Origin of the sequence: Saccharopolyspora pogona (assembly GCF_014697215.1) — a bacterium.
Classification (GTDB): Bacteria; Actinomycetota; Actinomycetes; order Mycobacteriales; family Pseudonocardiaceae; genus Saccharopolyspora; species Saccharopolyspora hattusasensis.
On record NZ_CP031142.1, the window covers coordinates 5,155,429 to 5,180,939 of the forward strand.

A 25,511-nucleotide genomic window follows, 5' to 3' on the forward strand; every position below is an offset into this window, starting at 1 on the left:
CCGGGGGTGTTCTGGCAATCTGTTCGGGTGCTGGAGATCGCGGACAAGCTGGGCTCGGTGCTGTCGGCCCTGATCGGGCTCGTCGGGCTGGTCCTGACGGTGTACGGCCTCCGGCTGCAACGCCGCGCGACGCGGGCCGCCTCGCTTCCACCGATGCCAACCGCTCTCGCCGAGTCCGATCAGGCCCAGCTGGAGGTCCCGGAACGCACGGACTGGGTGCCGCCCTCGAAATACCTCCCGCCCGCAGGCTGGTCGGGCGAGCAGATGATGCGCGGGGAGCCCCCATCTTCGGCATCGCCGCGCCGAATGGTCCTGGTCACCGGCCTGGTGCTGCTCGCCGTGGCCGTCGTGCTCGGCGCTGCCTCCTGGCTCTGGTAGCGACGCGTATTCCTTCCGGCAGATGTGCCCAGCGGCGATTTTCGCCAGGCTGGCGGATGCGTGATGTTGCCGACCGGTGGGGGAGGCTGACCGATCGCACCCAGGACGTCCTGCTGGCGGGCCTGGCCGCGGCGGCCTCGCTCGGACTGCCGATGCTCGATGCCGCGTCCGGGACCCGCGAACTCGGTCCGGTGTGGGTGCTGCTCGTGCTCGGCGCGTGCGCACCACTAGCGCTGCGTCGCCTGCTGCCGCTGACCGCTGCGGCGGTTTCGGCGGGAGTGGTGAGCCTCGGTGTGGTGCTGGACCAGCCGCAGGCGGGCGTGGTGGCGGCATTGGCGGCGATCGGTTCGGCGGCCTACTACCGGGAGGGTCGCAGGCTGGTTCTCGCCTTCGGGGCGATAGCGTGGTTGCTGTTCAACATCGCCGCGCCCGGCGACCGAGGAGATCGACGAGCTGACCTCGCGGGAGCGGGAAGTGCTCTGCGAGCTCGCGCGGGGGCTCAGCAACGTCGAGATCGCCGAATCGTCGCACATCGCGGCGGGCACGGCGAAGATCCACGTGGCGCACATCCTCGCCAAGCTCCGGCTGGCCACCCGCGTCCCGGCGGTGATCTACGCGCACCGGCACGGGTTGGTCACCTGGGACGACGCATGAAGATATGCCCCGCGGCAGACGTCCGCGCCGATTCCCGTTCCTACCTTGGATTCCACGATGTCCGATCCGCAGTTTCAATTGAAACTGCCGAAATACCCGGAGCGAGTGGAATGTCCTTGGTGAAACCGGTAGTCGCCGGGTTGGCGGCGCTTTGCCTGGCGGGATGCGGGACCGCGGTGGCGGGACCGCCGGAATCGTCCTGGGAACCATGTCCTGCGGTGGGAAATCCGGCGGGTTACGAGTGCTCGACCGTTCAGGTCCCGGTCGACTGGGGTGAACCGGACGGCCGGACGATCGCGCTGCGGATAGCGCGGTTGCCCAGCACGGACCCGGCGCACCAGTTGGGCGCGGTGCTGTTCAATCCCGGTGTCACGGCGCGTCCGGCGTCGAAGACCTCGGAGCCGCCGCCGACAAGGTGAGCGAACTGCAGGCCCGGTTCGACGTGGTGACCTGGGACCCGCGCGACTCCTGGCCGACCTGGGGAGATGCTCAGCGGCACGCCTGCGTGCTGTCCGGACCGCAGATCACCTTTCCGCTCGACCAAGTCGAGTTCGACGCCAAAGCGGCAGACAACGCAGCACAAGCGGACCGGTGTCGGCAGTTGGACCCGGAGCTCTACGACAACATGGATTCCGGTGCGCACGCGCGGGAACTCGACGCGATACGCCAGGCGTTGGGCGAGCAGCAGCTGAATTACTTCGGGCAGTCCTACGGCGGCGTGATCGGCGTCGACTGGTGCTGCGACACCACCAGCTGCAGCATGCACGGGCAGGATCTGCGCACTGCCTGGCGAAAGCTGGACGAGAACGCCGATCACCGGCCGATTCCCGTTCCAGGAACGCAGAACAGCTACAGCGGGTTCGACCTGGAGAACGCGATGCAGCCGTTCCTCGGGGTGTCGCGGTACGCCGAGCTCGACCAAGCCATCGCTGCGGCCCCCGCAACGGGGACGCCACCGGATTCACCAAGCCATCGCAGGGGCAGAATCCTTGGCACCCCAACGCTTTTCTCGCGACCCAATGCGTGGACGGCTACACGTACCCGACGTACCAGGACTTCACGGCTGCTCGGGAACGAGCGCTCCGCCTGACACCGGACTTCCCCCGCGCCCTGCCCGGCCTGCAGTCGACGTGCATCGGCTGGCCGACGCCGGTGGCCAATCCGCGAGGCCCGCTGGACGGCAGCTCGCTGCCGCTGGTCCTCGGAGCCGCCGGAGTGGGCGACATCGAGAGCACCCGAGACGTCGTCGCGCAGATTCCCGGTTCAGCCGTCGTCGAATTCCCTGGCGTCCACCACGGCCTCTACATGTCGGCCGGCAACCGCTGCGTCGTCGCCCACGCGAACCGCTACTTCACGGACCGGACGCTGCCCCCACCGGGCACCGTCTGCCAGGGCTGACGTCGTGGGCCGTGAGTGGTTTTGGGGGCTACAGCGCCGAAAACCGCTCACGGGCCGGGAGCGGCGAAAACGGAGTGCACATCGCACGGCCGCTCCGTAACCTCCTTCCGCATGCAGCCCGAACCACGCGCGCTTCCTCAACGTGATCGACGTCGAAGCCACCTGCTGGGAATCCAGCTCGCCCGAGGGGCAGGTCAGCGAGATCATCGAGGTCGGGGTGTGCGTCGTCGACATCGAGGCCCGCGAACGCGTCGAACGGGACCGGATCCTCGTACAACCGGAAACCTCGCGCGTGAGCGACTTCTGCGAACAGCTGACCGGCCTCACCCAGGCCGAAGTCGACCGGGGCGTCGACTTCCGCGAGGCGTGCGCGCTCCTCGCCGAGCGCCACCGAGGGACATCCCGCCGATGGGCCAGCTGGGGCGATTACGACCGCAAGCAGTTCCAGCGCCAGTGCACCGGGCGGGACGTCCCCTACCCGTTCGTCCCCGGCACATCAACGTCAAGGCGGTCTTCTCCGAAGTGCACGGCCTGAACGCGCGCTTGGGCATGGCCAGGGCACTCGACCGCGCCGGTCTCCCGCTCGAAGGCCGCCACCACAACGGCGCCGACGACGCCTGGAACATCGCGGCGCTCGTGCTCCACATCATCGACCACGACAGTTGGCCCGGCGCGCGAAAGCGCTGGGGCGGCACCAAACACGCCAGGTGACGCTCCACGCCTGTCCGTGCCGGACTCACCTAGCGCGGCACGCAGAGCCCCATGCCGAGATACCTCTGGGCACCTAGCAGAACCGGGCCCGACACCGGGGTCGGAAATTCCAGTAGAACATGCATGAAGGGACGCGGTGCTTTCTCCTGACGGGCAAGATCGCCGCGGCCGAGGAACGCGCCGCCACGAACCAGCGGGTCGCGCCCGGTGGTCACGACGGTCGGTTCGGGTAGCCCTACACGCCGACAAGCGCGGCTGGCTTCGGCTTCCTCATTGTCCCTTCCGGAGAACCGGTCGAGCACCATCGGCGTCACCGTGGCCCACCGACGCGACCGCCGGAACCACCATTCCGGCTCCAGCGGAGTCCCCGAGGTAGTGCGTCGACGAAGGCGCAAGTCCGCGCCCGGCAAGCGGAGCTCGAAGCTCTCCGCCAGCGCGACGTCAACGGCTGCGACGAGGTCCGTCCGCCCGTCGGGAACCAGCACCCCGACACCGATCACATCCCCGTCCGCATCGGGATGCCCAGAATCGAGCAGTGGCAGGTAGGCGACGTGTGGCTGGTTGTCCGCGCCGTGACCGTTGATTTCTGGCGGAATGGGATCGGGCACCCGGCTCATGACAGTCTTCCGCAAGCACCCGGCAACGGCACCGGCCATCCGCCCACGAACCCGGATGTGCTGCGGAAAGGCGTACGTGAGCATCAAACCGCACCGCCCCGGATCTGCCGCACGGTGAACCCGGTCATCGGCTGCGACGATCGGACCCGCATCGGTATATAGGTCTCGGTCTCCGAGTCGTAGTGCATCAGATAAGTGTTCTGGTAGAAGGAGCGGCGGTACTGCATGAGTTGCCAACCTGCGGCGAAGGCAACGGTTTTCGGCATGTTGGCGAACACCACGAGTTCGTCGTCGGGATGCTTTTCCTTGATGCGGAACAGCTCTGCCGTGATGAGCCGGCTGAGCTGATTCAGCTCCTCGCCGGTGAAGACCGGTCGATGGTTCTCGCTGATCAGGATGTCATCCGATTCGCTGATCGTGTAGCAGGTCCGGACCCCGGCCGCCCGGAAGTGCCGGAAGCGGTGCTTGTAGAACTGGTCGGAGAACTTGGCAAGACCGATGTGCACGCCGATGCGCTCCCCTGTCGAGTCCTCGACAAGCTCCTCGCGTGCGGCCAGCTTCGGCAGATCCTTCTCCAGCAGTAAAGGCAGTTCGAACTGCTGCTCCTTTTCCCCTGGCTGGGTCGGCAGCTCCACCATCCTGAAGTCGTGGGTGCGCGCCGGGAGATATTGATCGGGAACTTATAGGTGTGATCTTCGTTGTTCTGGCATGATCGCTGGTGTGCGGGACGCGCGGAGGTTGTCGCCTGAGGCGCAGGAGGATTTGCGGCGCAGGGTGGTCGCTGCTGTTCATGGTGGGATGAGTCAGGTCGAGGCGGCCCGGGTGTTCGCGGTGGCCCCGCAGTCGGTGTCCAGATGGGTGCAGGCGTGGCGGAAACGTGGCTCGAAGGGTCTCACCGGGCGTCGCCGGGGTCGCAAGTCCGGCGAGCAGAAAGCGTTGAGTGCCCGCCGGCAGCGCAAGCTGCGGTATGCGGTGGCCGAGCACACCCCGGCCACGTTCGGGCTGACCGGCCTGGTGTGGACGCGCAAGACAGTGGCCGAGCTGATCCGGGTGCGCCACGGCATCGTGTTGAACCTGCGCACCGTCGGCAACTACCTGCGTTCCTGGGGATTGTCGCCGCAGAAACCGATCCGCAAGGCCTACGAACAGGACCCCGAGTCCGTACGCCGATGGCTGGAGGAGGACTACCTGGCCATCGCCGCCCGCGCCCGCCGCGAGGGCGCACTGATCCTGTGGCTGGATCAGACCGGGATCCGCTCCGACGCCACCGTGGCCCGCACCTGGGCACCGGCGGGCCAGACACCGGTGGTGGGCAAAACGGGCAAACGATTCAGCGTGAACGCGATGTGCGCGATCGGGAACAAAGGCGAGCTGTACTTCACCGTCTACACCGGCTCGTTCAACGGCAAGGTGTTCCTGTCGTTCCTGGACCGGCTGACCCGCCATCTGGACCGCAAGGTCCACCTGATCGTTGACGGACACCCCGTCCACCGCCGCAAGACTATCCAGCAATGGATCACCAAGCACGCTGAGGCGATCGCGATGCACTTCCTGCCGGGATACAGCCCCGAACTCAACCCCGACGAGCTACTCAATGCCGACCTCAAACGCACCGTTTCCACCAGCACAGCCCCCAAAACCCGCGCCGAGTTAAAACAAGCGGTCCGCTCCTTCCTCCACCGGCTCCAGAAGCTGCCCGACCGAGTTCGCTCCTACTTCGGCAAACCCGAAGTTCGCTACGCCGCCTAACATCACACATTTGCCACCCGGATCAATAACCACCGACTGCCATCGCGATCGGCCACAGCATGACCGGCGCAACGGAATGCTTGCCGTCGTCTGGAGTGGTGTTGACCAGCAACTGCAGCTGAGCACCCGCTTCGCGGCAGTCCGCTTCCAGGTCGATGACATCGTTGGTGGTGCTCGTTTCGAAATCGAGCCAGCGATGCAGCACTCTGATCGACATGTGCTTCTTCGCCGCAACCGCACGGGAATTCCGGCCCTGTTCCTGTGTGCGGTCGCGCATCCCCTCGTCGAGCACCTGCACGCTGAACAGCGTCCCCGAGGTTTGGCGCACGCCGTAGCGCAGCCACACTGCGCCTCCTGCAAAGAGCAGCACGGCGAGCAAGATGCCCAGCCTCTTCAGGTCGAGCAGTGCTTGCGGGTCACCCTTCGGCAGCAGGTCTTCGAGGACCAGCGACAGCATCGCGGTGGCCACCGCCCCGAACATGACTACCGCGATGGAGAAGGCCCGCACGCCCTTCGAGGCATTGCCACGCTGCAGATTCGAGAGGATTCCCATGCCACTCCACGTCGTTCGGGGGACGCATGTAACCTACCGTGTCGCCGAGTGACTACGCTCGGTTTTCTCCACTACACCACGGACCAGAAACGGCGGTGTCCAGGCTCCAGAGGCAAGCTCAGTCATCCAAATGCGAGCGGCCCAATGCGGACACCCCCAGGCACGAACCACTCGCAAACTAAAACAGCAGGTCAAAGGGCAAATAGCACGGGTGTAAGATCAACGAAAGCCAAGCAAGCGATCTCCTCCGGGAACCGCTCGCGTCGATCTTTGAAACCCCAGGTCAAACCCCCAAAAAACACCAAGCCCTGTCACCGGCCCCCAACGCCGGTCCCCCTTGAGGCCTGTATGACCGGGGAATCCGCTCCGCCGACGACCCAGCAGCTGTCACCGGGCCCCAACGCCGGTCCCCCTTGAGGCCCTGCGTACGACCTGGTCTTTCGGGTCCTGGTCGTCTGTCACCGGCCCCCAACGCCGGTCCCCCTTGAGGCGGGTCGGCGTTGTTTACTTCCCCGAGTTGCACAACGCCCTGTCACCGGTCGCCAAGGCTGGTCCGCCTTGAGACGTCAGCTCGGATCGAAGGTGCGACGCCGGAGACTTCTTGATCTCGTACCTGATCGAGTGATGAAACAGGTGTTCGAGATCGGGATAGTTGGTGGCATGGATAGCTTGGCGTTGGTTTCGGGGTCGGTTGTGGAGATTCAGAGTCCACAGTCGACTATGGCCGCGCGCTCCGATTCCGAGCTTTGCGAGGCGATCCGTCAGGCCGAGGCCACCATGCGCGCGGCGATGGCCGTCCAGCTGAAGGCCATCGCCGAGGCCGAGCGTCGCGGGCTTCATGCCGAGCACAGCGCTCGCAGGACCGAGGTGTGGTTGCAGGAGATGCTCAACATCGCGCCGGGCGAGGCAAAGAGTCGCGTGCTGGTGGCCCGCATGGCAACCGAGCGGACCACGCCGCAAGGAGCGCCGGCACCCGCGGAGCTTCCGGCCACTGCCGAGGCGATTGCTTCGGGGGCGATCACGTTGCACCATGCGCGCGTGATCGTGGACGGCGTCCGCCGCCTGGCCCCGATCAGCAGCATCGACCAACTGGAACAGGCAGAAGCGATGCTCGCCGGTTACGCCATCAAGTTCTCGCCGCACTACCTCGCCCGGCTGGCCGAGCGGACTCGGTACTACTTCGATCAGGACGGGGCTTTCCAGCAGGAGGAAACCCAGCGCAAGATCCGCGAACTGAACTACGGGACGGCGGCGGACGGGATGACGGTCATCAACGCGCGCCTCGACCGTGAGACGGGCGCGAAGTTCCGGGCCGTCATCGAACCGCTGGCGGCCCCGAGTCCGTCGGAAGACGGCGAGCACGATCCGCGCACGGCTGGCCAACGCAATGCGGATGCGCTGGAAGCGGTGCTGGACCTCGCGATTGCGTCCGACCGCGTGCCCCGCTCCGGTGGCCAACGCCCGCACATCACGGTCACGATCGACTTCGAAGACCTCAAGCGCGGTCTGGCTTCCGCCGAAGCTGGTGGCCTGCCGGGCATGCTCACCGCGACAAACCAGCCGATCACGGCCGAGAACGTCCGCCGCCTGGCTTGCGACGCAGAAATCTTGCCGATCGTCCTCGGCGGCGAAGACGTTCCGTTGAGCATCGGTCGCACCGAACGTACCGCCCCGCCCCACCTTCGCGCGGCCTTGCTGCATCGCGACGGCACGTGCGCGTTCCCGTCGTGCGACCGCCCGCCGGGAACCCCGGACGCCCACCACATCGAATCGTGGATTGACGGAGGCAGCACCGACCTGGAAAACCTGGTGATGCTCTGCGGCCACCACCACCGAGCCGTCCACAACAGGAACTGGCAGATCACGATGGTCAACGGCCGCCCGACCTTCACCGCACCATCCACAGTGGATGCTGTCCGAACACCAAGACCGGGCGGCCGACCAACCGGCATCGAACAAAACAACATCCTCCGCCGGACAATCCCAAGACCACGCCCACCGGAGGCAACCGAAGCCTGCGCCTGAACCGCCGAACCCCGGCGGGCAATCCCGCACGGCCAAACCCCGCCCGCTGCGAGCGGTCCAGCACCCAACACCCCAGGCACGACCGCTCGCAGCACAAAACCGCAGGCAGGAGGTCCAATCACAACGGATTAAGATCAACGAAACCCCAGCGAGCAATCTTCAACAACAACCGCTCGCGATGCTCTTTGAAACCGCAGGTCAGACCCACGGAATTTACGAAGCCCTGTCACCGGCCAACAAAGCCGGTCCCCATTGATGCCGGTACCGCAGCAGGACGTCGTTGGTGTTGCCGCCTTGCTGTCACCGGCTAACAGAGCCGGTCCCTCTTGCGGCCAGCGCACTGCTGGCCATGCAAAGAGCGGGGCGGGCCACCTGTGGCTGGTGGCCCGCTCCGCTCTTCCGTCAGTTTGATCAGCTGTCGAACGCGCCGTCCTGGACTCGACGCACGAATGCGGCGAATGCCGCTCTGTCAATGTCCAGGATCGGACTGCCCTCGCCGAGCTTCGTGTCCCGGATGCCGATGCGGCACGGTGCGAAGCCGATCTCGACGCAGTTCGCGTTCTGCTCACTGCGTGCGGACTTGCGCCAGTCTGTGAACTCCATGGCGACGATCCTTGCGCTACAGGGTTGTGCTGGACTCAGTAGCCTTCGGCTACTTCCAGCACCTTATCCCTGGATGCCGCCGGATCGAGCGCCGCGCCGATCAAGCGCGACCACAGGCGGTTGTACAGGTCCACGTCCTCGCGGTTGTCAAGGTATTTCCCGTCGTGGTGCTCCTCCAGGTACACGAACTCCAGCGGTCCGGAGTTCCCCGGAGCTTCGATGCGAAAAGCCATGAACGACTGGCCACGCACAGCAGGATGAATCCGCGCTCCGAACGGCAGGACTTGGAGCTGCACGTTGGAAAGGTCGGAGATCTTTGCTACGTGGTCGAGCTGCTCCCGCATGACATCTGGCGTCCCAACCATGTTGAGAAGGGCAGACTCGGACAGCACGAAACCGATGTCGGGCGGGTCCGGCTTGGTGAAGATCTCTTGACGTTCTGCTCGCGCCTGAAACACGTCGTCCATGTTCTCGACGACCTGCGGCACCGCTTCGGCATGCATCGCTTGCAGGTACCTGGACGTCTGCAGCAGCCCCGGCAGGAACTCGCACTGGTAATGGTTGATCACCGAGGCGTCGGCTTCGAGGTCGACCATCATGCGGGCGTACTTGTGGTAGATCGCTCGGTAGCCCGTCCAGCGACCTCGTTGTTCGCTGCCCTTCGCCAGGGCCAGGTAGAAGCTGCGGTCAACACGGACGCGGACCTTGCTGGCGTAGAACTCGACGAGCTGTTCCAGGACTTGGCGTTTCAGGCCGGTTTGGCCCGACTCCAGGCGGCTAATCGTGCTTTCCGCTTTGCCGATCGCACGACCAGCCTCGCCCAGGTCGCAGCCAGCGTCTTCGCGTAGGTGGCGCAGCTCGTGCCCGAGCTGGAGTCGACGCACTGTTGGTGTCGGCATGTTCGTCAGCCTTCCACGCCCCGCGCGATCAGCGGCGAGATCTCACCCGATCATGTTACTGCCCAGAACGCAATTGCGTTGCTACCTTGGAGACGTACCGAACGGAATTGCATCGAGACCCGAAGGGCAGCAGTAAGGGTCAGATTCTTAGCATCACCAGTGTTGATTTCACTGGGTGCCAAGAAATCCGAATATCTTGCAAGTTGCGTTTTGTAGTCTCGTCGGCACCGGCAAGCGCCCCCAGGCGAGCCGATGCCCCGTCGGTGCTGCGGTGACTGGTGGGCGCGGCTGCCCCCGACCCCTCACGTCCGCCAGGCACCGCTCCTACAACTTCCCTCAGCAGAACGGACTTTTCGATGAAGACCTCCTCTGCACCGGTCTCCCGAGGACCTGCGGCCACCTCTCCCCCGGCCGTGCCGCAGCCTCGGGCGGGAGAGAGCTCGGCCGCAATTCCCCCGACCCCATCTGGCGGCCACCCCTCTGCCAACCTCCCCGCACGAAGCCGAATCCAGCCTGGCTCCGTCGTGCAAGCCCGCATCGACGGCGAGGAACGCCAGGGCCGCGTACTACCGCACGACACATCGACCATCGGCCGGTTGCCGCTGATACCAGTCCAGTTCGGCGAGTTCTGCTGCATTCTGCTGCCCAGCGACTTGTCGATCACGGACAGTCCCAGGACAGCGGGCTGAGGACGTCGCCCCGACGCGACGCAGCCCCCTCCCCCTGCGGCGCGCGGCGACATCCGGATTGCGGACCCGACCGCACCTGCGATCCGGACGCGGGGCCGGGAGCAACGTGGCAGCTCCCGGCCCCGCACGAAAGAAACACCAGCCGCTCGGCGAAAGCGCGGTCAGCGCTTGCGGGCCACCCCGCCGAGAAAGTGGATCTCCGCCGGCTTCCGCATATCCCCGAGCTCGAAGTGCGTGTGCTCGTTGTCGACCAGCAGCGCCCGGCCGTGCGCGACGACCGACGCGTCGATGTCGAAGTAGACCACTCGCGCCTCGGGGTTGATGCGCTGCGCCTCCTGGTGGGTGTTCTCCGCGCTCGGCAGGCCCGAGCCCAGGTCGAGGAACTGGTCGATGCCGGCCTGCCCCGCGAGGTGGCGGACCACGCGGATCAGCCAGTCCCGGCACTGCCGCCCGGCCTGCACCCCGTCCGGGGCGATCTTCTGGACCTCGCGCAGCACCTCGCGGTCCACCTCGAAAATTGTCCTTGCCGCCAATGAAAGCGTCGTACACCCGCGCATGCTCGGTTTGGAGGTATCGATCTTCGCCCTGTCAACAGCTGCCATGGTCGAATCCGCTCGGTCCCGGATGCGTTGATCACGACAGCGTGAACCCGTTCGGACAGTCTCTACGGCCTTTCGGGAAAAATCCTGCTCCCGGTCTGCCGGGGTACGACCTGGCGACAAAGAGCCGTTCTATTCACAGTCCCTCACTCGGCAAGGGCGGGCAGGCGACCCCTCCGGACGGGGCAGCGGCCGGTCAGCCGTCGTGGTGGGGACGCCGGTCGATGGGGTCTGCGTGCGTGCTGCGGGAGACAGGATCGAAGAGGGCGGCGTGACGCAGATGTTCGGCGAGTGCGGCGACGGCCGTCGAGGCGGCGTGGTCCTTGACGCCCCAGGCCAGCAAATGGTGGCGGCGAGCCCAGGGGTCTTGCAGTTCACACACCTCGAGTGGCTGGTGGGGATCGAGGACGGGACGCGGTACGACGGCGAGTCCGACTCCGGCGGCAGCGAGGGCGACGAGGACGTTGAGATTGGCGACGGTGGTGCGGTAACGCACCACCGGAGCGTGTGACACGAGGTGCTTCTCGATCCAACGGCGCAGCGAGGAATCGGCGTTGAGCCCGACGAGAGGGTGCTCGGCGACCTCGCTGTAGGTCAGCGCGCTCCGCCCGGCGAGGATTCCTCCGGCCTGGCCGATCACGACGAGGGAGTCGTCGCCGAGGGGCTCCATGTGCAGGCCGCAGTCGCGGGTCTCGTCGTCGAGGACCACCCCGAGGTCCGCCTCGCCGTCGGCGAGCATCCGCACGGTCTGGGGGGTGCGGCTCTCGGACACCGTGACGTCGACGTCCGGATGTGCTCGGAGGAAGGAGACCAGGGCCCTCGGCACGAGCCGGTGCATCGCGGAGCCGCCGCCCAGCAGGGTCAGCGGAGCGGTGGCGGACCGGGTATAGCTCGCGACGGCGCTTTCGAGTCGCGCGGTCTGGGCGAGCACGTCCCGTGCGTGGCGGGCCAGGGTCGTCCCGGCTGGTGTCGGCCGCACGCCCCGCCGGCCGCGGATCAGCAGTGCCACGCCGGCCTGGCCTTCCAGCGAGCGCACCCTGGTGCTGGCCGAAGGCAGGCTCAGGTGCATCCGGCGAGCACCCGCCGTGATCGACCCCTCGGTCACGACGTGGAGAAAGAGCCGCAGGTCGTCCAGGTCGTAGCGCATCGCCTCAGCCTAAGGCCCAGCCGTAGGCTGGGTACGTCGATTACGCATTGTGGACCCGCTGGTCACGGGACGATGCTCGGGCTGTGATCGAGACATTGCTCGTTTTGCTGACCGGTATCGCTGCCGGGGCGCTGAACGCCATCGGTGGTGGGGGTACGTTCGTCGCGCTGCCCGCTCTCGTCGCGTTCGGCCTGCCACCGGTGACCGCGAACGCGTTATCGCGGGTCGCCCTCGTGCCCGGGGCCGTGGCCAGCGCGTGGGTCTACCGACGCGAGCTCACCCCGGTCGGGGAGACGTCCACGAAGGCGCTGACGGCGATCAGCATGGTCGGCGGCGGGATCGGTGCCGGCCTGCTGCTGGCGCTGCCGGCATCGTCGTTCAACGCCGCGGCGCCCTGGCTGCTCGCCGCCGCCACGCTGATCCTCGCTTTCGGGCGCCGCCTCTCCCAGGCGTTGCGCAACGCACTGGGCCGCTCGGTCAGCATGAGTCCCCGAGCCGTCTTGATCGGTCAGTTCTTCCTCGCCATATACGGCGGATACTTCGGCGGTGCCGTAGGTATCACGATGATGGCGCTGTGGAGCATCGGGCTCGGACTCGACGCCGCGGCCAGCAACCCGATGCGAGTCATGCAGCTCGCGGCCGTCTTTCTCAGCGCGGCCGTGCTGTTCCTCTTCGCTTCGGACGTACTGAGCGCTCCGCTCGTCCTCGCAGCCATGCTGGTCGGCGCGGTGGCCGGCGGCTGGGCCGGCGCCCACCTCGCCCGCCGTCTCCCCTCCTCGCTGCTGCGGGGCAGCATCCTGGCCATCGCTGTGACCATGACGGTCATGTATTTCTTGCGCGGCTGAAACATTCGGAGCGCGAGCTACCGCGCCGCGCACGGATGCGGCAGGCGCGAGGCGGGTGATGGCCTGCGAGGGGTGAGCGCCGACCGTCCCGCGCGTAATGCCGGTCCGATCGGTGAGCACGAGCCGAAGCCCGACGGCACCACCTGTTCCCACTGGCACCGCGCCGATTTTCGCGGCCTGGTCCCAAATTGACGACATACCGAGAAGCACCCCTGGCCCGCTCGGAGGAGAGAGATGGTCACACCGTCGTCCGGCACACCGTCCGATGTTTCCCGGCTGCAGCGGCAGTTCGCCGTGCGCGCTTTGGCCCTCGCGCTCGTCCTCGGCATCACGGGCGAAATGCTGCTGACCATTCTCGTCGCGCTCATCGGTCTCGGACTTCTCGTGCTATCGGCCGAGTGACGGCGGTTCCGGCCCGGGAGGTTCCCGGACCGGATCTCACCGTTCAGCGGGGCACGCTGTAGAGCACGCGTTTGCCCGGGTGCTCCGTGACCGTCCAGACCTCGTTCTTGCCCGGCCAGAACGACAGGTCCTCCACGCCGATCGCCACGTCCCGCTCCGGACCGTCCACTGTGAGCACTCCCGACCCGGTCGCCTTGTCCGGCAACGCAGCCTGGAAGTGGCCCGGACCGGTTGTTCCTCCGCCGGTGCTGCTGAGGTACCAGCGGCCGTCCGTGGCCGTCGCGCCCTGCACGCGGGGCTTCGCCAGCCGGTACGCCGACTTCGCGCGCCAGACACCGTCACCGTCCGGCTTCGGCAGGCCCGTCGCTGCGTCCAGCTCCCAGCGCGCCACTCGGCCGTTGAGGTTCGGATCGCCCTGGTCCGTGCAGTATTCGCCGGTCAGCAGGGTGTCCGGCGTCGTGCTGCGGTCCAGCGACACGTACGAGTAGCGCTGCCTGCCCCCGGCCGTGCACTTGTACTCGCCCGGCAGGTCGATCACGCCCTCCGGGTTCGACCAGCCCGCGACCTGCGGCATCACGTACCGGTAGCCGAAGCCGTAGTAGACGTTGTTCTGGCGGCCGACCTGGTTCTGGTCGGCGGTGTCGCCGTTGCTCGCCGACTTCAGGTCGAAGATGTAGCGCATGTCGAACACCCGGATGCCGCGGGCGGTGTCGACAAGGTAGAGGTAGTTGCCGTACCAGACGATCCCGCCGGAGTGGACGCTTCCGCCGTTGCCCGCCTGCGGCGTGGTCACCGCCTCGTAGGACGGGTTCCCGTTGCTGTTGATGTACGGGTAGACCAGCAGCACGTGCTGGTACTTGCTGGTCGCCGGGTCGAGGAAGGAGACCCGCACACCCTTGACCGGGCTGGTGTCCTTGTTGTACCAGCTGACCAGCAGCGCCTGCTTCGTTCCCCACTGCTGGTCTTCCTGCGCGTCGGCGACGGTGGTGATGCCCTGCGGCATCCACACGGTCGTGTCGGTGTCCCCGGCGTTGAAGCAGAACTTCCGCAGCGTCGGTTCCTGCATCGTTTCCAGCGCGGGCGAGGTGCAGGCACTTCCGGTGCTGCCCTGGCGGTTGGCCTGGTCCAGGATGTTCTGCACGCCGAGCTTCGGCAGTTTGGCGTCCAGCTTGTCGACTCTCGACTGCAGGTCACCGCTGGTGTTGTTGAGCACGAAATCGTTGAGGTTGGGCGCTTCCGCCGGGGCCGCCGCGGCGGGCAGCGCGGCCAGCGTCGTCGTCACCACGGCCGCCGACAACGCCGCGGCCAACAGGTTTCGTCTGCCCACCGGTGTCTCCTTCGGGTCGAGAGCGGCGAACATCGGGAGGTTACGCGGACAACCGCTGCGGCAGAACGGAATTCACCTGTTCGCCTGCCGCCGTTCGGCCGGCCGCGGAAACCACACCGGCCCGACCCCTCCAACCCCGGCGCGCCGCAGGCCCGGAGCGGCGATTTCGCGCGAAATCGACACCTGCCACACGTGCGAAACGGCGATTTCGCGCGAAATCGGCGCTTGGACCGGTGGGGGTCCAGCTGTGCTGGCTTTAAGCTGGATCGGGGTTCTTGATCATCTCTGGAGGTGCTCGATGACTGCCGATCCGGCGGAGCTCGACGAGGCCATCGCGCAGCGGTATGCCCAGCTCGCCGGGGAACTCGACGACGAACCCGCCTACCGGATCCTGGTGGAGCTGGCCGACCTGCTGCTGCACCGCGCCCAGACCACCGGCGCGGACGTCGACGAAGTCATCGAGGTCGCCGGGAACCTGCTCCGCCACCTCGCCGAGGACTCCCCCGCCCGCGCCGCTCCGCTCTACCAGCTCGGCCTCGCGCACGCGCTGCTCGCCGAGCGCGGGGACAAGGAGGAATTCCGCACCGCCGTCGGCTATCTGCGGCAGCTGCGGCCGCTGCTGTCCGACGACGCGGCCGAGATCGTGGGCCGGATCGGCCTGATCACCGGCCAGATGGTCGTCCACCTGGGTGCCCTGGAGGAGTCCGACGCGGCACTGGCCGACCTGAACACGGCGTGCGCCCTGCTGCCGGATTCGCCGCTGTGGAACCAGCTCCGCCTCACGCGCGGGCTGATCCACACCGTCCGATTCCTGTCGGGGGGCGGCGACGAAACCGATCACCGGACAGCAACCGATGATCTCACCGAAGCGCTGGAACACCCGCTCGACACCAGCATGTCGGACGCCTGCCACATCGGCCTGGCCTTCCTCATCGTGGCCAGGGACGTGCCCGCCGAGATGCGCCACGGCCGCCTCGACGCGAACATCGGCGACCGGATGTCACTCCCCACCGATGAGCTCCCCGAGGTTCGCCGCCACCTGGACGCGCTTTCCCCGGACGCCGCCGCCGACAGCTCCGTGACCACCTGGAAGGTCCTCGTCCAAGCCGCGGGCAACCTGGACAACTCGTCCCGCGAGGACTGGGAGACGGCGATCGGCGAGCTCGACGACGCGGCACGCAGCTGGCCCGATGACGAGCCGGGCAAGCAAGAACTCGCCGGGCTGCAAGCAGGTCTGGCCGCCAAGCTCGCAGAGGTCACGGGCAGCTCCGAGGACACCGACGCCGCAACTGCCCAGATCGCCGCGGCCGCCGCGGCCTTACCGGCCGACCACCCCATGCGCCCGTTGCTGCTCACCGGTTTGCGCACTTCCTTGGTCACGCCCGGCAAGGAGCCCTCCGATTTCGACCAGCCCGAGCACGCCGCCATCATCCAGCGGCTGGAACACGCGTTGGAGTACTTCGCGGACGACGATCCGGATCGCGCCTCGGTGCTCACCCAGCTGACGATGGCGCTGCTGGGCTCGGTCGTGACCGACCGTGCGCAGTCGCCGGAATCCCTGGCCAGGGTCCGGGAAATGTGCGAGCAGGCGATCCACCGTGGCTCCGCCGACCCGGTCAACACCGGCGTCAACCACTTCCTGCTGGGCTCCGCCGACGGCCTCCAAGCCATCACCGATCGCACCGATGAACTGCTCGACACCGCGGTGGAGAACATGCAGCGCGCCGACGAGCTGCTGCCCGCGGACCACCAGCTGCGGCCGTTGATGATGCCGTGGCTGAGCGCCCTGCTCACCCAGCGGTTCATGGCCCTTGGCGCTCGGGAGGACCTCGACGCCGCGCGCTACTACGCGGAAAGCGTCGGCGGGGACGACGTGCTCGCGCGGTTCACATCCGCGGTGAGCCGGATTTCCCCGAGCCGCACCGATCCCGACGCGTTGGACCAGGCAGGCGCGGAACTCGAGCAACTGCTGTCGGAACTTCCGCCGGACAGCGTGCTGCGGCCGCGGTTCGCGAGTGCACTGGGGTCGATCCGGCTGCTCCGGAGCATGATCAGCGGCGGCGAGTTCCGCCTGGACGGCATCGACAAGGACGAGGTGCGCAGCGCGACGGACGCCATTCTCGACGCGCTCGACCAGGTCCCCGATCACCACTTCGACCAGCCGAACGAGGCGCTCGGTGCCGCGGTGGCGTGCGTCAGTCAGGCGATGGCGACCCGGGATCTCGGGATGCTCAACCGGGGCATCGGCATGATGGTCGAGATCTGCGCCAAACCCAATGTGTACCCGCAGAACCGCTGGCAGGCGCTTTACATGTTGGCGACCGCGTTGCGGACCCGCTTCGAATTCACCCGCGCACCACGCGATCTCAGCAACGCCATCGACCGGTTCGAGCAGGTGCTTCGCGAGTTCGAGCTGGAGCCCGGCGCGTTCGACACCGCGAACCTGCTGCACTCGCTGGCGGACTGCTACTTCACCCGCGGCGACAGCGTGCGTCGTGATCCGCAGCGATCCGTGACCACCGGGCTGGATGCGTTGCGCGAGCGGGCCCGCAGCGTGCTGCTGCAGTCCAGCGCGCGCCGGGCGTTGGAGACGGCGAGCACCGCGGCCGGCGAAGCAGCTGACGTGAGCCGTTGGTGTCTCGCCGCCGGACAGCCGGAGGCTGCGGTGCAGGCGTTGGAGTTGGGGCGCGGCATGGTGTTGCACGCTGCGACGGTCGACGCGAACATGCCGGCCCTGCTGCGGGAGAGCGGGCACGCGGACCTCGCCGACCGGTGGGAATCCGAGGTGGGGCAACAACAACCTTGGGACATCGGCGCTTCCGGCACCGCGAGCGTGGCCGATGCCGCGCTGCCCAGCGACCTTCGTTCCCGGGTCCTCCGTGCTTTCGAAGGAACGAACGTCGAAGCCCAGCTGCTGGCCCCACCGCCGGTGGCGGAGATCGCCGCCGGGCTGCGCGCCGCGCGCACCCAGGCCCTGGTCTACCTGTTGCCCGGCGTCGCGGTGTTGGTCACCGCCGATGGGCGGGTCGAGCGGGTGGAATCGGCGCGGCTCACCGAGGACGGCCCGGTCGTCCGGTTCGACCGGATGCAGCGCGAACGCTCCCGCGAGGTCGAGGACCAGTGGCGGGCGGCGTTGGAGAGCGTCTGCGACTGGGCTTGGACCGCGGCGTTGAACCCGGTGCTGGACCTGGTCGCCGCCGGGTCGCGCGAGCGTCCGCTGCGAATGGTGCTGGTACCCGTGGGAAAGCTGGGCACGGTGCCGTGGCACGCCGCACGGCGGCGGGTGCCCGGCGGCAAGGTCCGCTACGCCTGCCAGGACGCGATCATCTGCTACGCAGCGTCGGCACGGCAGTTCGTCGAGGCCGGCCGACGCGAAACCCGTTCCTGGGCCAGCGAACCCATGCTGGTGCGGATGCCGGAGCTGCACTTCAGCCGGCACGAACTCGGCCACATCCACGACACGCACTACGCGCACGGCACCTACCTGGGGAAACCGTCCGATCCGAGGAGGCGCAGCCGGAACCGCAAACCGCCGAAACCCGCCGAGGTGCTCGCCCAGCTGCCCACCGCCTCGCTGCTGCACCTGGCCTGCCACGCCACCCCAGCGGAGCTGCCGACCGAATCGGCCCTGCTGCTCGGCTCCGAAGAAGTGCTGCCGGTGCAGGACATCCTGCGCCAGGCGCGGGACCGGCCGCGCGACGTCGCCGGGGCGCTGGTCGTGCTCGCGGCCTGCGCCAGCGACCTCACCAACCGGGAGCACGACGAGGTGCTGACGCTGTCCACCGCGTTCCTCGCCGCCGGTGCCTCCGGGGTGGTCGGCACCCGCTGGGAAGTCGAGGACATTCCCACGGCCATGTTCATGATCGTGTTCCACCACTACCTCAACTCCGGCTATGCCGACCCGGCGAGCGCGCTGCGGGCCGCGCAGCAGTGGATGCTCGACCCGCGCCGCCGCCCGCTTTCCGGTATTCCCGAAGAACTGGCGGCGTTTTTCGCCGACACCGACCCCACCGGGCTCGCCCACTGGGCAGGATTCACCTACCAAGGCCGCTAGCACCGGCACGACGAAGGGAGCTCCATGGCGCCGGCCACGTTCGGCATCGACCTCGGCACCACGCATTCCTGCATCGCGCACATCGACGAGGCGGCGCGCCCGGTGATCGCCAAGAGCGCGGTCGGCGAGGACACCACGCCCTCGGTGGTGTACTTCGAGCGGCCTGGCGTGGCGCTGGTGGGCACGGCGGCGAAGAACTCCGCGCTGCTCGCGCCGCACCTGGTGGCGCAGCTGGTCAAGCGCGACATGGGGCGCAGGAACACCGAGTTCACCTACCACGGCAACCGCTACACCCCGGAGAAGATCTCCGCGCTGATCCTGCGCGAACTCGCCCGCGCCGCCGAGGAGAACACCGGACACACCGTGCGGGACGTGGTGATCACGGTGCCCGCCTACTTCGGCATCGCCGAACGCGACGCCACCCGCAAAGCCGGGGCGATCGCCGGGCTGAACGTGCTCGACGTGCTGGACGAGCCGGTCGCCGCCGCGCTGCACCACCATGCGCTGGACGACTCGCCGCAGGCCCGGCACGTGCTGGTCTACGACCTGGGCGGCGGCACCTTCGACACCACCGTGATCCGGGTGTCCGGGCACGACATTCAGGTGGTGTGCACCGACGGGGACGGCGAGCTCGGCGGCGCGGACTGGGACCAGCGGATCGTCGACCACCTGCTGGCCGCTTTCCGGGACGCGCACCCGAACCTGGATCCCAGCGCCGACGAGCAGGCCATGCAGGAGTTCACCGACCGCGCCGAGGACGTCAAGAAGGCGTTGAGCGCCACCATGTCCCGCAACGTCGCGTTGCGGGCCGGGGGCTCCGCGGTCACCGTGCCGGTCACCCGGCAGCAGCTGGACGACCTCACCGCCGACCTGCTCGACCGGACGATGTCGATCACCGAGCGGATCATCGAAACCGCCCGGCGCAAGGGCGTCGAGCGGTTCGACGAGGTGCTGCTGGCGGGCGGGATGACCCGGATGCCCGCCGTGGCGGGCGGGCTCAAGCAGCGCTTCGGGCTCGACGCCCGGCTTTCCGAACCGGACCTCGCGGTCGCCAAGGGCGCGGCCCTGTTCGCGCTGATCAGGCAGGCCAAGAAGGTCCAGGGCGCGTCGGCCGAACGGCAGTTGGGGATCAGCGCGGCCGACGTCGACGCGATGGCCAAGAAGCGGGTCGCCACCGTGGTGCCGCGGGCGTTCGGGGTCAAGGCGGTGGACCCGCGTGATCCGCTGGCGCTCACCGATCCGATGCGGGCGCGGCAGATGGTGGCGCACCTGCTGCACGCCAACACCGAGCTGCCCGCCGATACCGGCCCGTACCCGTTCCAGACGGCCGTCGACAACCAGCGGATGGTCGAGATCGAGGTGTGGGAGCAGGCCGGTCCGGTCGCGTCGGACGAACCGGCCGACAACACCAAGGTCGGGACCGGCATGCTCACCGGCATCCCGGCGCGCCCGGCCGGTTGCCGCATCGAGATCACCTTCTACATGTCCGAAACCGGTGAGCTGACGGTGCACGCCAAGGAGCTGGAGGGCGGCAACGATGTGCGCTTCGAGCTCAAGATCGGCGGCATGGACCAGAAGGCGGTGGCCAAGGCCCGCACCGACATCGCCGGGCACCAGGTGAGCGGTTAGCGGGCAGGACATTGACGGCAGGCAGGTCAGGGCAGTCGCCGGCCTGGTTTCGAGACTTCTACTCTGCGGCGAGGCTGCGTAGCGCGAGATCTACCTGGTGTCCGATCATGCTTGGTTCGGGGTCGGGGATCAGCTGCGCGATGCGGATGAGTCCGAGGAGCTGGTAGGCGATGTCGTGAGCGGTCACATCGGTGCCGAGGGTGTGATCGGTCCGGGAGCGATCGACAGCCTGCTGGCCAATCTTGGTGAGGTGCGAGAGGCATCGTTCGAGATCTTCGTTCGACGTTGATCCGACGGCGAGCAGATCGACCATCGCCTTGTTGCCGGCGAGTTGAGCCATCGTCGAGGTGAAGAGCTCGCGGAGTCCGGCAATCGCGGGTACTCGTTCGGGAAGGGCTGCCTCGGCGAGGTCGGCGAGGTCGGTCCCTGTAACGGCCTGCACGAGGTGCTCGCGTGTGGGGAAGTGTCGGTAGAGGGTGCCGATGCCGACACCGGCCGCTGCGGCGATGGCGCGCATGTCCACGGCCATGCCGCTGTCCCGGAAGGCCTTTCCCGCAGCCACCAAGATCCGCTCCCTGTTGGCGACGGCGTCTCGTCGCTGCTTCCGATCCTCGGCCACCCCCGCACTATAGCGATTCGGAACATCTGTTCCGTTGATGCTAGCTTGATCCGGAACACGGGTTCCGGAACAAGGGGGCAAGAGCATGCGGACGATCTTGATCACCGGAGGCACCGACGGCATGGGAGCAGCGCTGGCGCGTCACTTCCTGAGAACGGGTGACCGCGTCGTGGTGATCGGGCGAAGCCGTGCCAAGTTCGACGCGCTGCTCACGACCGTGAGGGGCAACGACCAGTCAGCGGCGTCACGGGCGGAGTTCGTCGCGGCTGATCTGTCATTGGTCGCTGACAGCCGCCGCGTGGTCGAACACTTGCAGTCGAACCACGCGCGAATCGACGCACTGGTTCTTGCGGCCTCGTTCATCCGGCAACGTCGACACGCCACGGTCGAGGGGCATGAGGCGTCCTGGGTGCTGTTCTTCATCTCCAAGTACCTGTTCGTCACGGGACTCGCCGCGCTACTCCATGCGGCCGTGCGGCCGGTCATCGTGAACACGGCCGTTCCAGGTGCGCGAGATGATGCGATCGACTTCGACGACCTCGAGATGCGCGAGGGGTTCACCTTCGCGAGGTCCAACGCGCAGCAGCGTCGAGCCAACGAGTTGCTCGGCATCCTTGCCACCAATGAGAATCCGGACCTCGCTTACGTGACCTGGGGCCCGGCTCGGCTCGTCCGTTCCAGCTTCGCCGGCGAAGTCGGGAAGGTCATGAAAGCCGCTGCCGCAGTTCTCGGGACGCTGCTGGGCCAACGCCCGGATGCTGCGGTCAGCCCGATCATCGGCATCATCGACACCCCGGTCTCAGGAAGGGCCGCCTACCGCGGCGCTAAGAAGCTCACGCTCACCGTCGGCAACCACGACGACGAGGACGCCGCGCGCCTGGCAACGGCGGTCGGGGACTCGTTCTGACGACACACCGCACCGCTCCGCTACACCGAGCCGCAACTGGGAAAGTCAAGCGCTACCAGCGAATCCTCGCCGAAGAAACCCGCTACGCCCGCGAGTACCGATCCGACGAAGAACGTTCAGGAGCACCAACCTCCAACCTCCGACACCTAGCGGCTCAGTCCAGCAGCGCGGCCAGCTCCGCCACCTCGGCGGTGACGCGGCTTTCCGCCTTCGGCAGCGAATAACCCTCCGGGTGGTGCGTGAGCACTACAACTAGGTAGCGGTCCCCGCTGCCGACGAGGCCGCTGGTGTGCGCGTCGACGCCGCCGCGCCCGGCGGCCCAGGCTTGTTTGACCGCCCACTGCTCACCGGGCAGCGCGCTGGGGATGCCGAAGTCTGGTCGGTGCCGTCGGCCGCGGTGCGCGCGACATCCCGCAGCGGATCGAGCAGCAACGCGCGTTTCCCGGCCGGCAGCGCCAGAACATGCTGGTACACCTTGACCAGGTCGTTCGCGGTGATCAACGTGTCGCCCCAGCGGCCAGGCGTGGCGGGCGGTTCGGTGTTGGACAGGCCGATCTTGGCCGCGACGTGGGTGACGATCTGCTGCCCGCCTCCGGAAGACCACAGTTCGCTGGCGATCTCGTCGTCGCTGTGCGAGAGCATCCGGGCCATCCTCGGGCTCGGCCGCTTCGGGCTGACGACCCCGCGCTCGACCAGGTCGAGCCCGATGAGCAGTTTGACCAAGGACGCCGACCGGAACTGCCGGTCCGCCTGGTCGGTGTGCAGCGCCTCCTGCTCGACGGGGTCGAAGACCACTGTGCTGGAGTCGGTTTCGCTCGAAGTCCGGCTGGGGACGAATAAGGCGGTTCGGCCGTCGACCCGGGAGACCGGCCGGCTCGGCACCGTGACCGAAGCGCTCCGCCTGCTCGCCGCCGGGCCCACCGACGCCGAAGGTTCCGCCGGACTCCGCACGGAGCTGCCGTTCCTGCCGCCCGAGCAGGTGTCGGCCGGCGCCCCGGAGAACGGGATCCTGACCGTGCAGTTGCCGGTGCCGCCAAGCACTTTGTCCGGGCTCGCTGTCACCCAGCTGGTCTGCACGGCCGTCGTGGTCAGCGCGATGGCCGGGGCGAACGCCCAGAAGCTCATGGCGCGGCTCAACGGCGCGGGAAACCCCTGTTCTGCCCGGCCAACGGCTAGGGTGCGGCACCGGAGTTTCGCAATCCCGGCTTTCTCGCCCAGGTTCGATGGATCTTGGTGTTGACTGGGCAGGTGTCGGGTTCGTAGATCTCGTCGGGTCGCGCGGACGAACGGGAACCGTGGGCACCACCGGAAAGGAGGTCGGCGGTTGAGTCAACAGCGGATGCTGGACGCGCTGGCGACCGAGTGGGACGACGTGGCAGACCGGCTCGATCCCGAGACGTTCACCCGGCTGGTCGCGCTGGTCGCCGAGTTGCAGGACGCGGCGGATTCGGAGACCTCGGCGCTGATCGCCGAGGACATCGCCTCACTGCTGGGTGATGCGCTGCCGATGACCCACCCGGTCCGGCAGGCACTGGCCGAGCCCCAGTCGCGGTTCCGGCGGCCGACGGTGGACTGGCAGCAGCTGAGCGCGGACCTACGCGACCAGCTGACGAGCTCCGCGCCGCACCCCGACCTGGACCGGCTGCGCGCGGCGGATTCGTTGGACGAGCAGCAGGTCGAGGCCGCCGGGGCGGATCCGGCCGACCCCGACCTGATCCGGCTGCCTTCGGACGACGGCCCGAGCCGGTGGCCCGCGTTCCAGTTCGACGCCGCCGGTGCCCCCCGCGAGCTGGTGCGGACCGTGAACCGCTACCTGCACGCCGCGGAGGACCCGTGGGGCGCGGCGGACTGGTGGCTCGGGCCGAACGACTGGCTCGGCGGGGTGCCCGCCGAGCTGATCGGGCAGGTCGCCGACCGGGCGCTGATCGACGCCGCCCGCGAAGACTCGGCGGAGGTGTGAGCATGCCCGAGGCCACACCACCACCGGAGTTCGAAGCCGCCCCGAACAAGTACGTGCTGCCCGCCGACACCACGCTGTTCCGGCTGCATTTCCGCACGCGGCACGCGGCCGAGTTCAAGCCCGCGCAAGCGGGCAAAAGGTCGTCGGGCGGCCGGTTCGACGGAACCGCGGCGGACCCGTTTCCCACCTACTACGCGGGCTTGCACGTGACGACGGCGTTGGCGGAGGTGCTGTTGCGCAACCTCGGGTTCGGCGGCAACGGGCAGCGGCTGATCCGCCGGGCGCAGATCGCCGAGCGGCGGCTCAGCGCGCTGCGCACCGCCCGGGAGCTGAACCTGGTCAGCCTGCTGACGGCACCGGATCTTGCCGCGGTTGCACAGGATTCGTGGCTGGTCGACGCCGAGGGCGAGGACGCCTACGCGCGGACCCAGGCGTGGGCGGCCTGGATCCGATCGCAGGCGGAATGGGCGGACGGCTTGATCTGGCCGTCCAAAAGGGACACCGGGAACCCGGCGCTGGTGCTGTTCGGCGACCGCTGCGGCGCGGACGGCCTGGACGGCGACGAACCGGAGCTGCAGATCGACCTGGACACCCCGATCGGCGAGGCCTGGCTGGGCAAGATGCTCGCCCCCTACCGCGCAGCGGTAGCCCCCCGACCGAACTGACGTTCCCGCTGGTCCGGGGCCGTGAGCGTTTTCGGGTTGCGATAGAGGCTGTTTGGGAACTCGCTCTGCGTGGAGGCTCAGCTGGCTGCCCCGGCGGGAGCGACCTGGTTCCGCCTCGCCAATCGATGTGAAGCGAACGGCCTGTTCACCTCGGTAGGCGAGACGAACGGTCCGTTCGCTTCAACCAGAACCATCCAAACTCGTCCTGCCTGGCGGAACGTCAGGAGGATTCCGTCATGCCGGTGGGGACTTGCCATTCTTGACGGCGCCCCTTGTTCGGTTGCAACGCAGGACGAGGTTGGAAACAGTATCCAGAACGGGAAATTTACCGTTGGGACCAGGTGCCGCCGTGCTGGAGGAACGCCCATTCGCGTTCCCACCCCCGCATGGACATGCGGCGGGCGAGGTTCTGGGTTCCGGCGATCAGGGCGATGCAGGCCAGCTCGATCACCAGCAGCACGAGTATCGCGGCGAAGATCGCCGAGGTCGTGATCGAGCCAGCGCTCGCCGGCGGCGGCACGCGGTTGCCCGCCTGGTCGACCCACACCGTCAACGTGTCGCCCGGCGAGCTGTCGGCCGGTACTTGGAGGGTCGTGGAGTGCGGCTGCAGCCCGGTGCGCCACTCGACGACCGCCGTGGAGCTGAGGGCATCCTGGCTGTAGGCCTCGGAGACCGGCACGCTGAGCGTGGGACGGGTGGTCAGCGTTGCGGTCACCGGCTGGGTGGTGGCCGCCGACTCCGCCGCCCGCTGCGTCAGGTCGGCGTGCAGTGACGCACCGAACAGACCCGATGCGGGGATCGCGATCAGCGCGACCATGAGTAGCAGAACCGTGATGCCGGCCGCCAGTCGATCGATGGGCCTGCGCAGCGGATTCCGGTTCACCCCCAGCGCGTTCACCAACCATGCTGCGTGCGCTTTCAGCGCCGCGACCATCGCCAACCTCCAAGACCCTCGGTGCACCATGAGCCGCGTAACGACCGTCGTGTGGTTTTGCGTCGATGGTTGTGCGCGGCAACCGCCAATACGAGTATCCCCCCGATCCAATCTGCCGTTATCGCAACGTGACCAGTCATACACCAT

At 67.7% G+C, this 25,511-nt stretch carries 27 protein-coding genes; 16 read left to right on the top strand and 11 right to left on the bottom strand.

The features are described from left to right. Nucleotides 1-6: 6 nt before the first annotated feature. The 6 genes from DL519_RS23690 to DL519_RS47110 all read left to right on the top strand — a co-directional run bounded on the left by DL519_RS23690 (nt 7) and on the right by DL519_RS47110 (nt 3,141). A complete protein-coding gene (locus tag DL519_RS23690) occupies nt 7-378 on the top strand; it encodes a hypothetical protein (RefSeq protein ID WP_190818021.1) in 372 nt (123 codons plus the stop codon). 56 nt (nt 379-434) lie between these two features. After that, the gene (locus DL519_RS50755; RefSeq protein ID WP_449619126.1) at nt 435-1,451 is read left to right on the top strand and encodes a hypothetical protein; all 1,017 of its coding nucleotides are present in this window, start codon (nt 435-437) and stop codon (nt 1,449-1,451) included. Further along, nucleotides 1,448-2,122 carry an alpha/beta fold hydrolase gene (locus DL519_RS23705; RefSeq protein ID WP_190818025.1) on the top strand — a complete coding sequence of 225 codons (675 nt, stop codon included), beginning with the start codon at nt 1,448-1,450 and terminating at the stop codon, nt 2,120-2,122. Before DL519_RS50755 ends, DL519_RS23705 begins: the two co-directional genes overlap by 4 nt. After that, on the top strand, nt 2,056-2,430 hold the full coding sequence (locus tag DL519_RS23710) for an alpha/beta hydrolase (protein ID WP_190818027.1): 375 nt from the start codon (nt 2,056-2,058) through the stop codon (nt 2,428-2,430). The genes DL519_RS23705 and DL519_RS23710 overlap by 67 nt, the downstream gene beginning before the upstream one ends. A 142-nt stretch (nt 2,431-2,572) precedes the next feature. Continuing rightward, nucleotides 2,573-2,965, top strand: coding sequence for a 3'-5' exonuclease (locus DL519_RS23715; RefSeq protein WP_223839460.1), 393 nt, complete (start codon nt 2,573-2,575; stop codon nt 2,963-2,965). Then, nucleotides 2,953-3,141 (top strand): 3'-5' exonuclease family protein, encoded by a 189-nt coding sequence (locus DL519_RS47110; RefSeq protein ID WP_223839461.1) that lies wholly within the window; start codon nt 2,953-2,955, stop codon nt 3,139-3,141. Before DL519_RS23715 ends, DL519_RS47110 begins: the two co-directional genes overlap by 13 nt. 29 nt (nt 3,142-3,170) lie before the next feature. Here DL519_RS47110 and csb2 read toward each other — a convergent pair whose 3' ends face one another. Both csb2 and DL519_RS47115 read right to left on the bottom strand, forming a co-directional pair. Then, nucleotides 3,171-3,845, bottom strand: a complete 675-nt coding sequence (gene csb2 / locus DL519_RS23720; protein WP_317891388.1) for a type I-G CRISPR-associated protein Csb2 — start codon at nt 3,843-3,845, stop codon at nt 3,171-3,173. After that, the gene (locus DL519_RS47115) at nt 3,842-4,396 is read right to left on the bottom strand and encodes a hypothetical protein (protein ID WP_223839463.1); all 555 of its coding nucleotides are present in this window, start codon (nt 4,394-4,396) and stop codon (nt 3,842-3,844) included. Before DL519_RS47115 ends, csb2 begins: the two co-directional genes overlap by 4 nt. A 70-nt stretch (nt 4,397-4,466) precedes the next feature. On the opposite strand from DL519_RS47115, the gene DL519_RS23725 reads away from it, so the two are divergent. Further along, nucleotides 4,467-5,507, top strand: coding sequence for an IS630 family transposase (locus DL519_RS23725; protein ID WP_190818030.1), 1,041 nt, complete (start codon nt 4,467-4,469; stop codon nt 5,505-5,507). A 22-nt stretch (nt 5,508-5,529) separates the two neighbouring features. Here DL519_RS23725 and DL519_RS23730 read toward each other — a convergent pair whose 3' ends face one another. Further along, on the bottom strand, nt 5,530-6,060 hold the full coding sequence (locus tag DL519_RS23730) for a hypothetical protein (protein ID WP_190818032.1): 531 nt from the start codon (nt 6,058-6,060) through the stop codon (nt 5,530-5,532). A gap of 720 nt (nt 6,061-6,780) precedes the next feature. On the opposite strand from DL519_RS23730, the gene DL519_RS23735 reads away from it, so the two are divergent. Beyond that, nucleotides 6,781-8,085 (top strand): HNH endonuclease signature motif containing protein, encoded by a 1,305-nt coding sequence (locus DL519_RS23735; RefSeq protein ID WP_190818033.1) that lies wholly within the window; start codon nt 6,781-6,783, stop codon nt 8,083-8,085. A gap of 411 nt (nt 8,086-8,496) precedes the next feature. On the opposite strand, the gene DL519_RS23740 is transcribed toward DL519_RS23735, so the two are convergent. The 4 genes from DL519_RS23740 to DL519_RS23755 all read right to left on the bottom strand — a co-directional run bounded on the left by DL519_RS23740 (nt 8,497) and on the right by DL519_RS23755 (nt 12,022). Then, nucleotides 8,497-8,688, bottom strand: a complete 192-nt coding sequence (locus DL519_RS23740) for a DUF397 domain-containing protein (RefSeq protein WP_190818035.1) — start codon at nt 8,686-8,688, stop codon at nt 8,497-8,499. A 35-nt stretch (nt 8,689-8,723) separates the two neighbouring features. Next, nucleotides 8,724-9,587: a helix-turn-helix domain-containing protein gene (locus DL519_RS23745; RefSeq protein WP_190818037.1), complete on the bottom strand. Its 864-nt coding sequence runs from the start codon at nt 9,585-9,587 to the stop codon at nt 8,724-8,726. Nucleotides 9,588-10,437: 850 nt separating this feature from the next. Further along, entirely contained in the window at nt 10,438-10,878 is a 441-nt protein-coding gene (locus DL519_RS23750) for an SAM-dependent methyltransferase (RefSeq protein WP_190818039.1), read from the bottom strand. Between the two features lie 193 nt (nt 10,879-11,071). Further along, the gene (locus DL519_RS23755) at nt 11,072-12,022 is read right to left on the bottom strand and encodes a LysR family transcriptional regulator (protein ID WP_190818041.1); all 951 of its coding nucleotides are present in this window, start codon (nt 12,020-12,022) and stop codon (nt 11,072-11,074) included. Nucleotides 12,023-12,105: 83 nt separating this feature from the next. Here DL519_RS23755 and DL519_RS23760 point away from each other — a divergent pair, with 83 nt between their 5' ends. Next, nucleotides 12,106-12,867: a sulfite exporter TauE/SafE family protein gene (locus tag DL519_RS23760; RefSeq protein WP_190818043.1), complete on the top strand. Its 762-nt coding sequence runs from the start codon at nt 12,106-12,108 to the stop codon at nt 12,865-12,867. A 234-nt stretch (nt 12,868-13,101) separates the two neighbouring features. Further along, nucleotides 13,102-13,269, top strand: coding sequence for a hypothetical protein (locus DL519_RS23765; RefSeq protein WP_190818045.1), 168 nt, complete (start codon nt 13,102-13,104; stop codon nt 13,267-13,269). Between the two features lie 43 nt (nt 13,270-13,312). On the opposite strand, the gene DL519_RS23770 is transcribed toward DL519_RS23765, so the two are convergent. Then, the gene (locus DL519_RS23770) at nt 13,313-14,596 is read right to left on the bottom strand and encodes a hypothetical protein (protein WP_190818047.1); all 1,284 of its coding nucleotides are present in this window, start codon (nt 14,594-14,596) and stop codon (nt 13,313-13,315) included. Between the two features lie 298 nt (nt 14,597-14,894). Between DL519_RS23770 and DL519_RS23775 the strand changes: the two genes are divergently transcribed. Then, nucleotides 14,895-18,650, top strand: coding sequence for a CHAT domain-containing protein (locus DL519_RS23775; RefSeq protein WP_190818048.1), 3,756 nt, complete (start codon nt 14,895-14,897; stop codon nt 18,648-18,650). A gap of 24 nt (nt 18,651-18,674) precedes the next feature. Then, the gene (locus DL519_RS23780) at nt 18,675-20,279 is read left to right on the top strand and encodes an Hsp70 family protein (protein WP_190818049.1); all 1,605 of its coding nucleotides are present in this window, start codon (nt 18,675-18,677) and stop codon (nt 20,277-20,279) included. A gap of 58 nt (nt 20,280-20,337) precedes the next feature. Here the strand turns inward: DL519_RS23780 and DL519_RS23785 are convergent, their stop codons facing one another. Next, a complete protein-coding gene (locus DL519_RS23785) occupies nt 20,338-20,898 on the bottom strand; it encodes a TetR/AcrR family transcriptional regulator (protein ID WP_223839465.1) in 561 nt (186 codons plus the stop codon). 85 nt (nt 20,899-20,983) lie between these two features. Between DL519_RS23785 and DL519_RS23790 the strand changes: the two genes are divergently transcribed. Continuing rightward, the gene (locus DL519_RS23790) at nt 20,984-21,805 is read left to right on the top strand and encodes an SDR family NAD(P)-dependent oxidoreductase (protein WP_190818050.1); all 822 of its coding nucleotides are present in this window, start codon (nt 20,984-20,986) and stop codon (nt 21,803-21,805) included. 252 nt (nt 21,806-22,057) lie between these two features. Here DL519_RS23790 and DL519_RS23795 read toward each other — a convergent pair whose 3' ends face one another. Beyond that, nucleotides 22,058-22,600, bottom strand: a complete 543-nt coding sequence (locus DL519_RS23795) for a serine hydrolase (protein WP_190818051.1) — start codon at nt 22,598-22,600, stop codon at nt 22,058-22,060. 1 nt (nt 22,601) lies between these two features. Between DL519_RS23795 and DL519_RS23800 the strand changes: the two genes are divergently transcribed. The 3 genes from DL519_RS23800 (at nt 22,602) to DL519_RS23810 (ending at nt 24,430) form a co-directional block, all read left to right on the top strand. Continuing rightward, a complete protein-coding gene (locus DL519_RS23800) occupies nt 22,602-23,045 on the top strand; it encodes a hypothetical protein (RefSeq protein ID WP_190818053.1) in 444 nt (147 codons plus the stop codon). An 84-nt stretch (nt 23,046-23,129) separates the two neighbouring features. Continuing rightward, nucleotides 23,130-23,765, top strand: coding sequence for a hypothetical protein (locus DL519_RS23805; protein WP_190818055.1), 636 nt, complete (start codon nt 23,130-23,132; stop codon nt 23,763-23,765). Between the two features lie 2 nt (nt 23,766-23,767). Then, entirely contained in the window at nt 23,768-24,430 is a 663-nt protein-coding gene (locus DL519_RS23810; RefSeq protein ID WP_190818057.1) for an RES family NAD+ phosphorylase, read from the top strand. Nucleotides 24,431-24,755: 325 nt separating this feature from the next. Here the strand turns inward: DL519_RS23810 and DL519_RS23815 are convergent, their stop codons facing one another. Beyond that, nucleotides 24,756-25,364 (bottom strand): Rv1733c family protein, encoded by a 609-nt coding sequence (locus tag DL519_RS23815; RefSeq protein ID WP_190818058.1) that lies wholly within the window; start codon nt 25,362-25,364, stop codon nt 24,756-24,758. Nucleotides 25,365-25,511 lie beyond the last annotated feature (147 nt).

Excerpts from the sequence above, each read along its gene's own strand:
- DL519_RS23725 (WP_190818030.1), top strand. The coding sequence starts at position 4,467 with ATGATCGCTGGTGTGCGGGACGCGCGGAGGTTGTCGCCTGAGGCGCAG.
- DL519_RS50755 (WP_449619126.1), top strand. The coding sequence starts at position 435 with ATGCGTGATGTTGCCGACCGGTGGGGGAGGCTGACCGATCGCACCCAG.
- DL519_RS23815 (WP_190818058.1), bottom strand. The coding sequence starts at position 25,364 with ATGGTCGCGGCGCTGAAAGCGCACGCAGCATGGTTGGTGAACGCGCTG.
- DL519_RS23735 (WP_190818033.1), top strand. The coding sequence starts at position 6,781 with ATGGCCGCGCGCTCCGATTCCGAGCTTTGCGAGGCGATCCGTCAGGCC.
- DL519_RS47115 (WP_223839463.1), bottom strand. The coding sequence starts at position 4,396 with ATGGTGGAGCTGCCGACCCAGCCAGGGGAAAAGGAGCAGCAGTTCGAA.
- DL519_RS23790 (WP_190818050.1), top strand. The coding sequence starts at position 20,984 with ATGCGGACGATCTTGATCACCGGAGGCACCGACGGCATGGGAGCAGCG.
- DL519_RS23745 (WP_190818037.1), bottom strand. The coding sequence starts at position 9,587 with ATGCCGACACCAACAGTGCGTCGACTCCAGCTCGGGCACGAGCTGCGC.
- DL519_RS23780 (WP_190818049.1), top strand. The coding sequence starts at position 18,675 with ATGGCGCCGGCCACGTTCGGCATCGACCTCGGCACCACGCATTCCTGC.
- DL519_RS23750 (WP_190818039.1), bottom strand. The coding sequence starts at position 10,878 with ATGGCAGCTGTTGACAGGGCGAAGATCGATACCTCCAAACCGAGCATG.
- DL519_RS23775 (WP_190818048.1), top strand. The coding sequence starts at position 14,895 with ATGACTGCCGATCCGGCGGAGCTCGACGAGGCCATCGCGCAGCGGTAT.
- DL519_RS23740 (WP_190818035.1), bottom strand. The coding sequence starts at position 8,688 with ATGGAGTTCACAGACTGGCGCAAGTCCGCACGCAGTGAGCAGAACGCG.
- DL519_RS23765 (WP_190818045.1), top strand. The coding sequence starts at position 13,102 with ATGGTCACACCGTCGTCCGGCACACCGTCCGATGTTTCCCGGCTGCAG.
- DL519_RS23730 (WP_190818032.1), bottom strand. The coding sequence starts at position 6,060 with ATGGGAATCCTCTCGAATCTGCAGCGTGGCAATGCCTCGAAGGGCGTG.
- DL519_RS23810 (WP_190818057.1), top strand. The coding sequence starts at position 23,768 with ATGCCCGAGGCCACACCACCACCGGAGTTCGAAGCCGCCCCGAACAAG.
- DL519_RS23755 (WP_190818041.1), bottom strand. The coding sequence starts at position 12,022 with ATGCGCTACGACCTGGACGACCTGCGGCTCTTTCTCCACGTCGTGACC.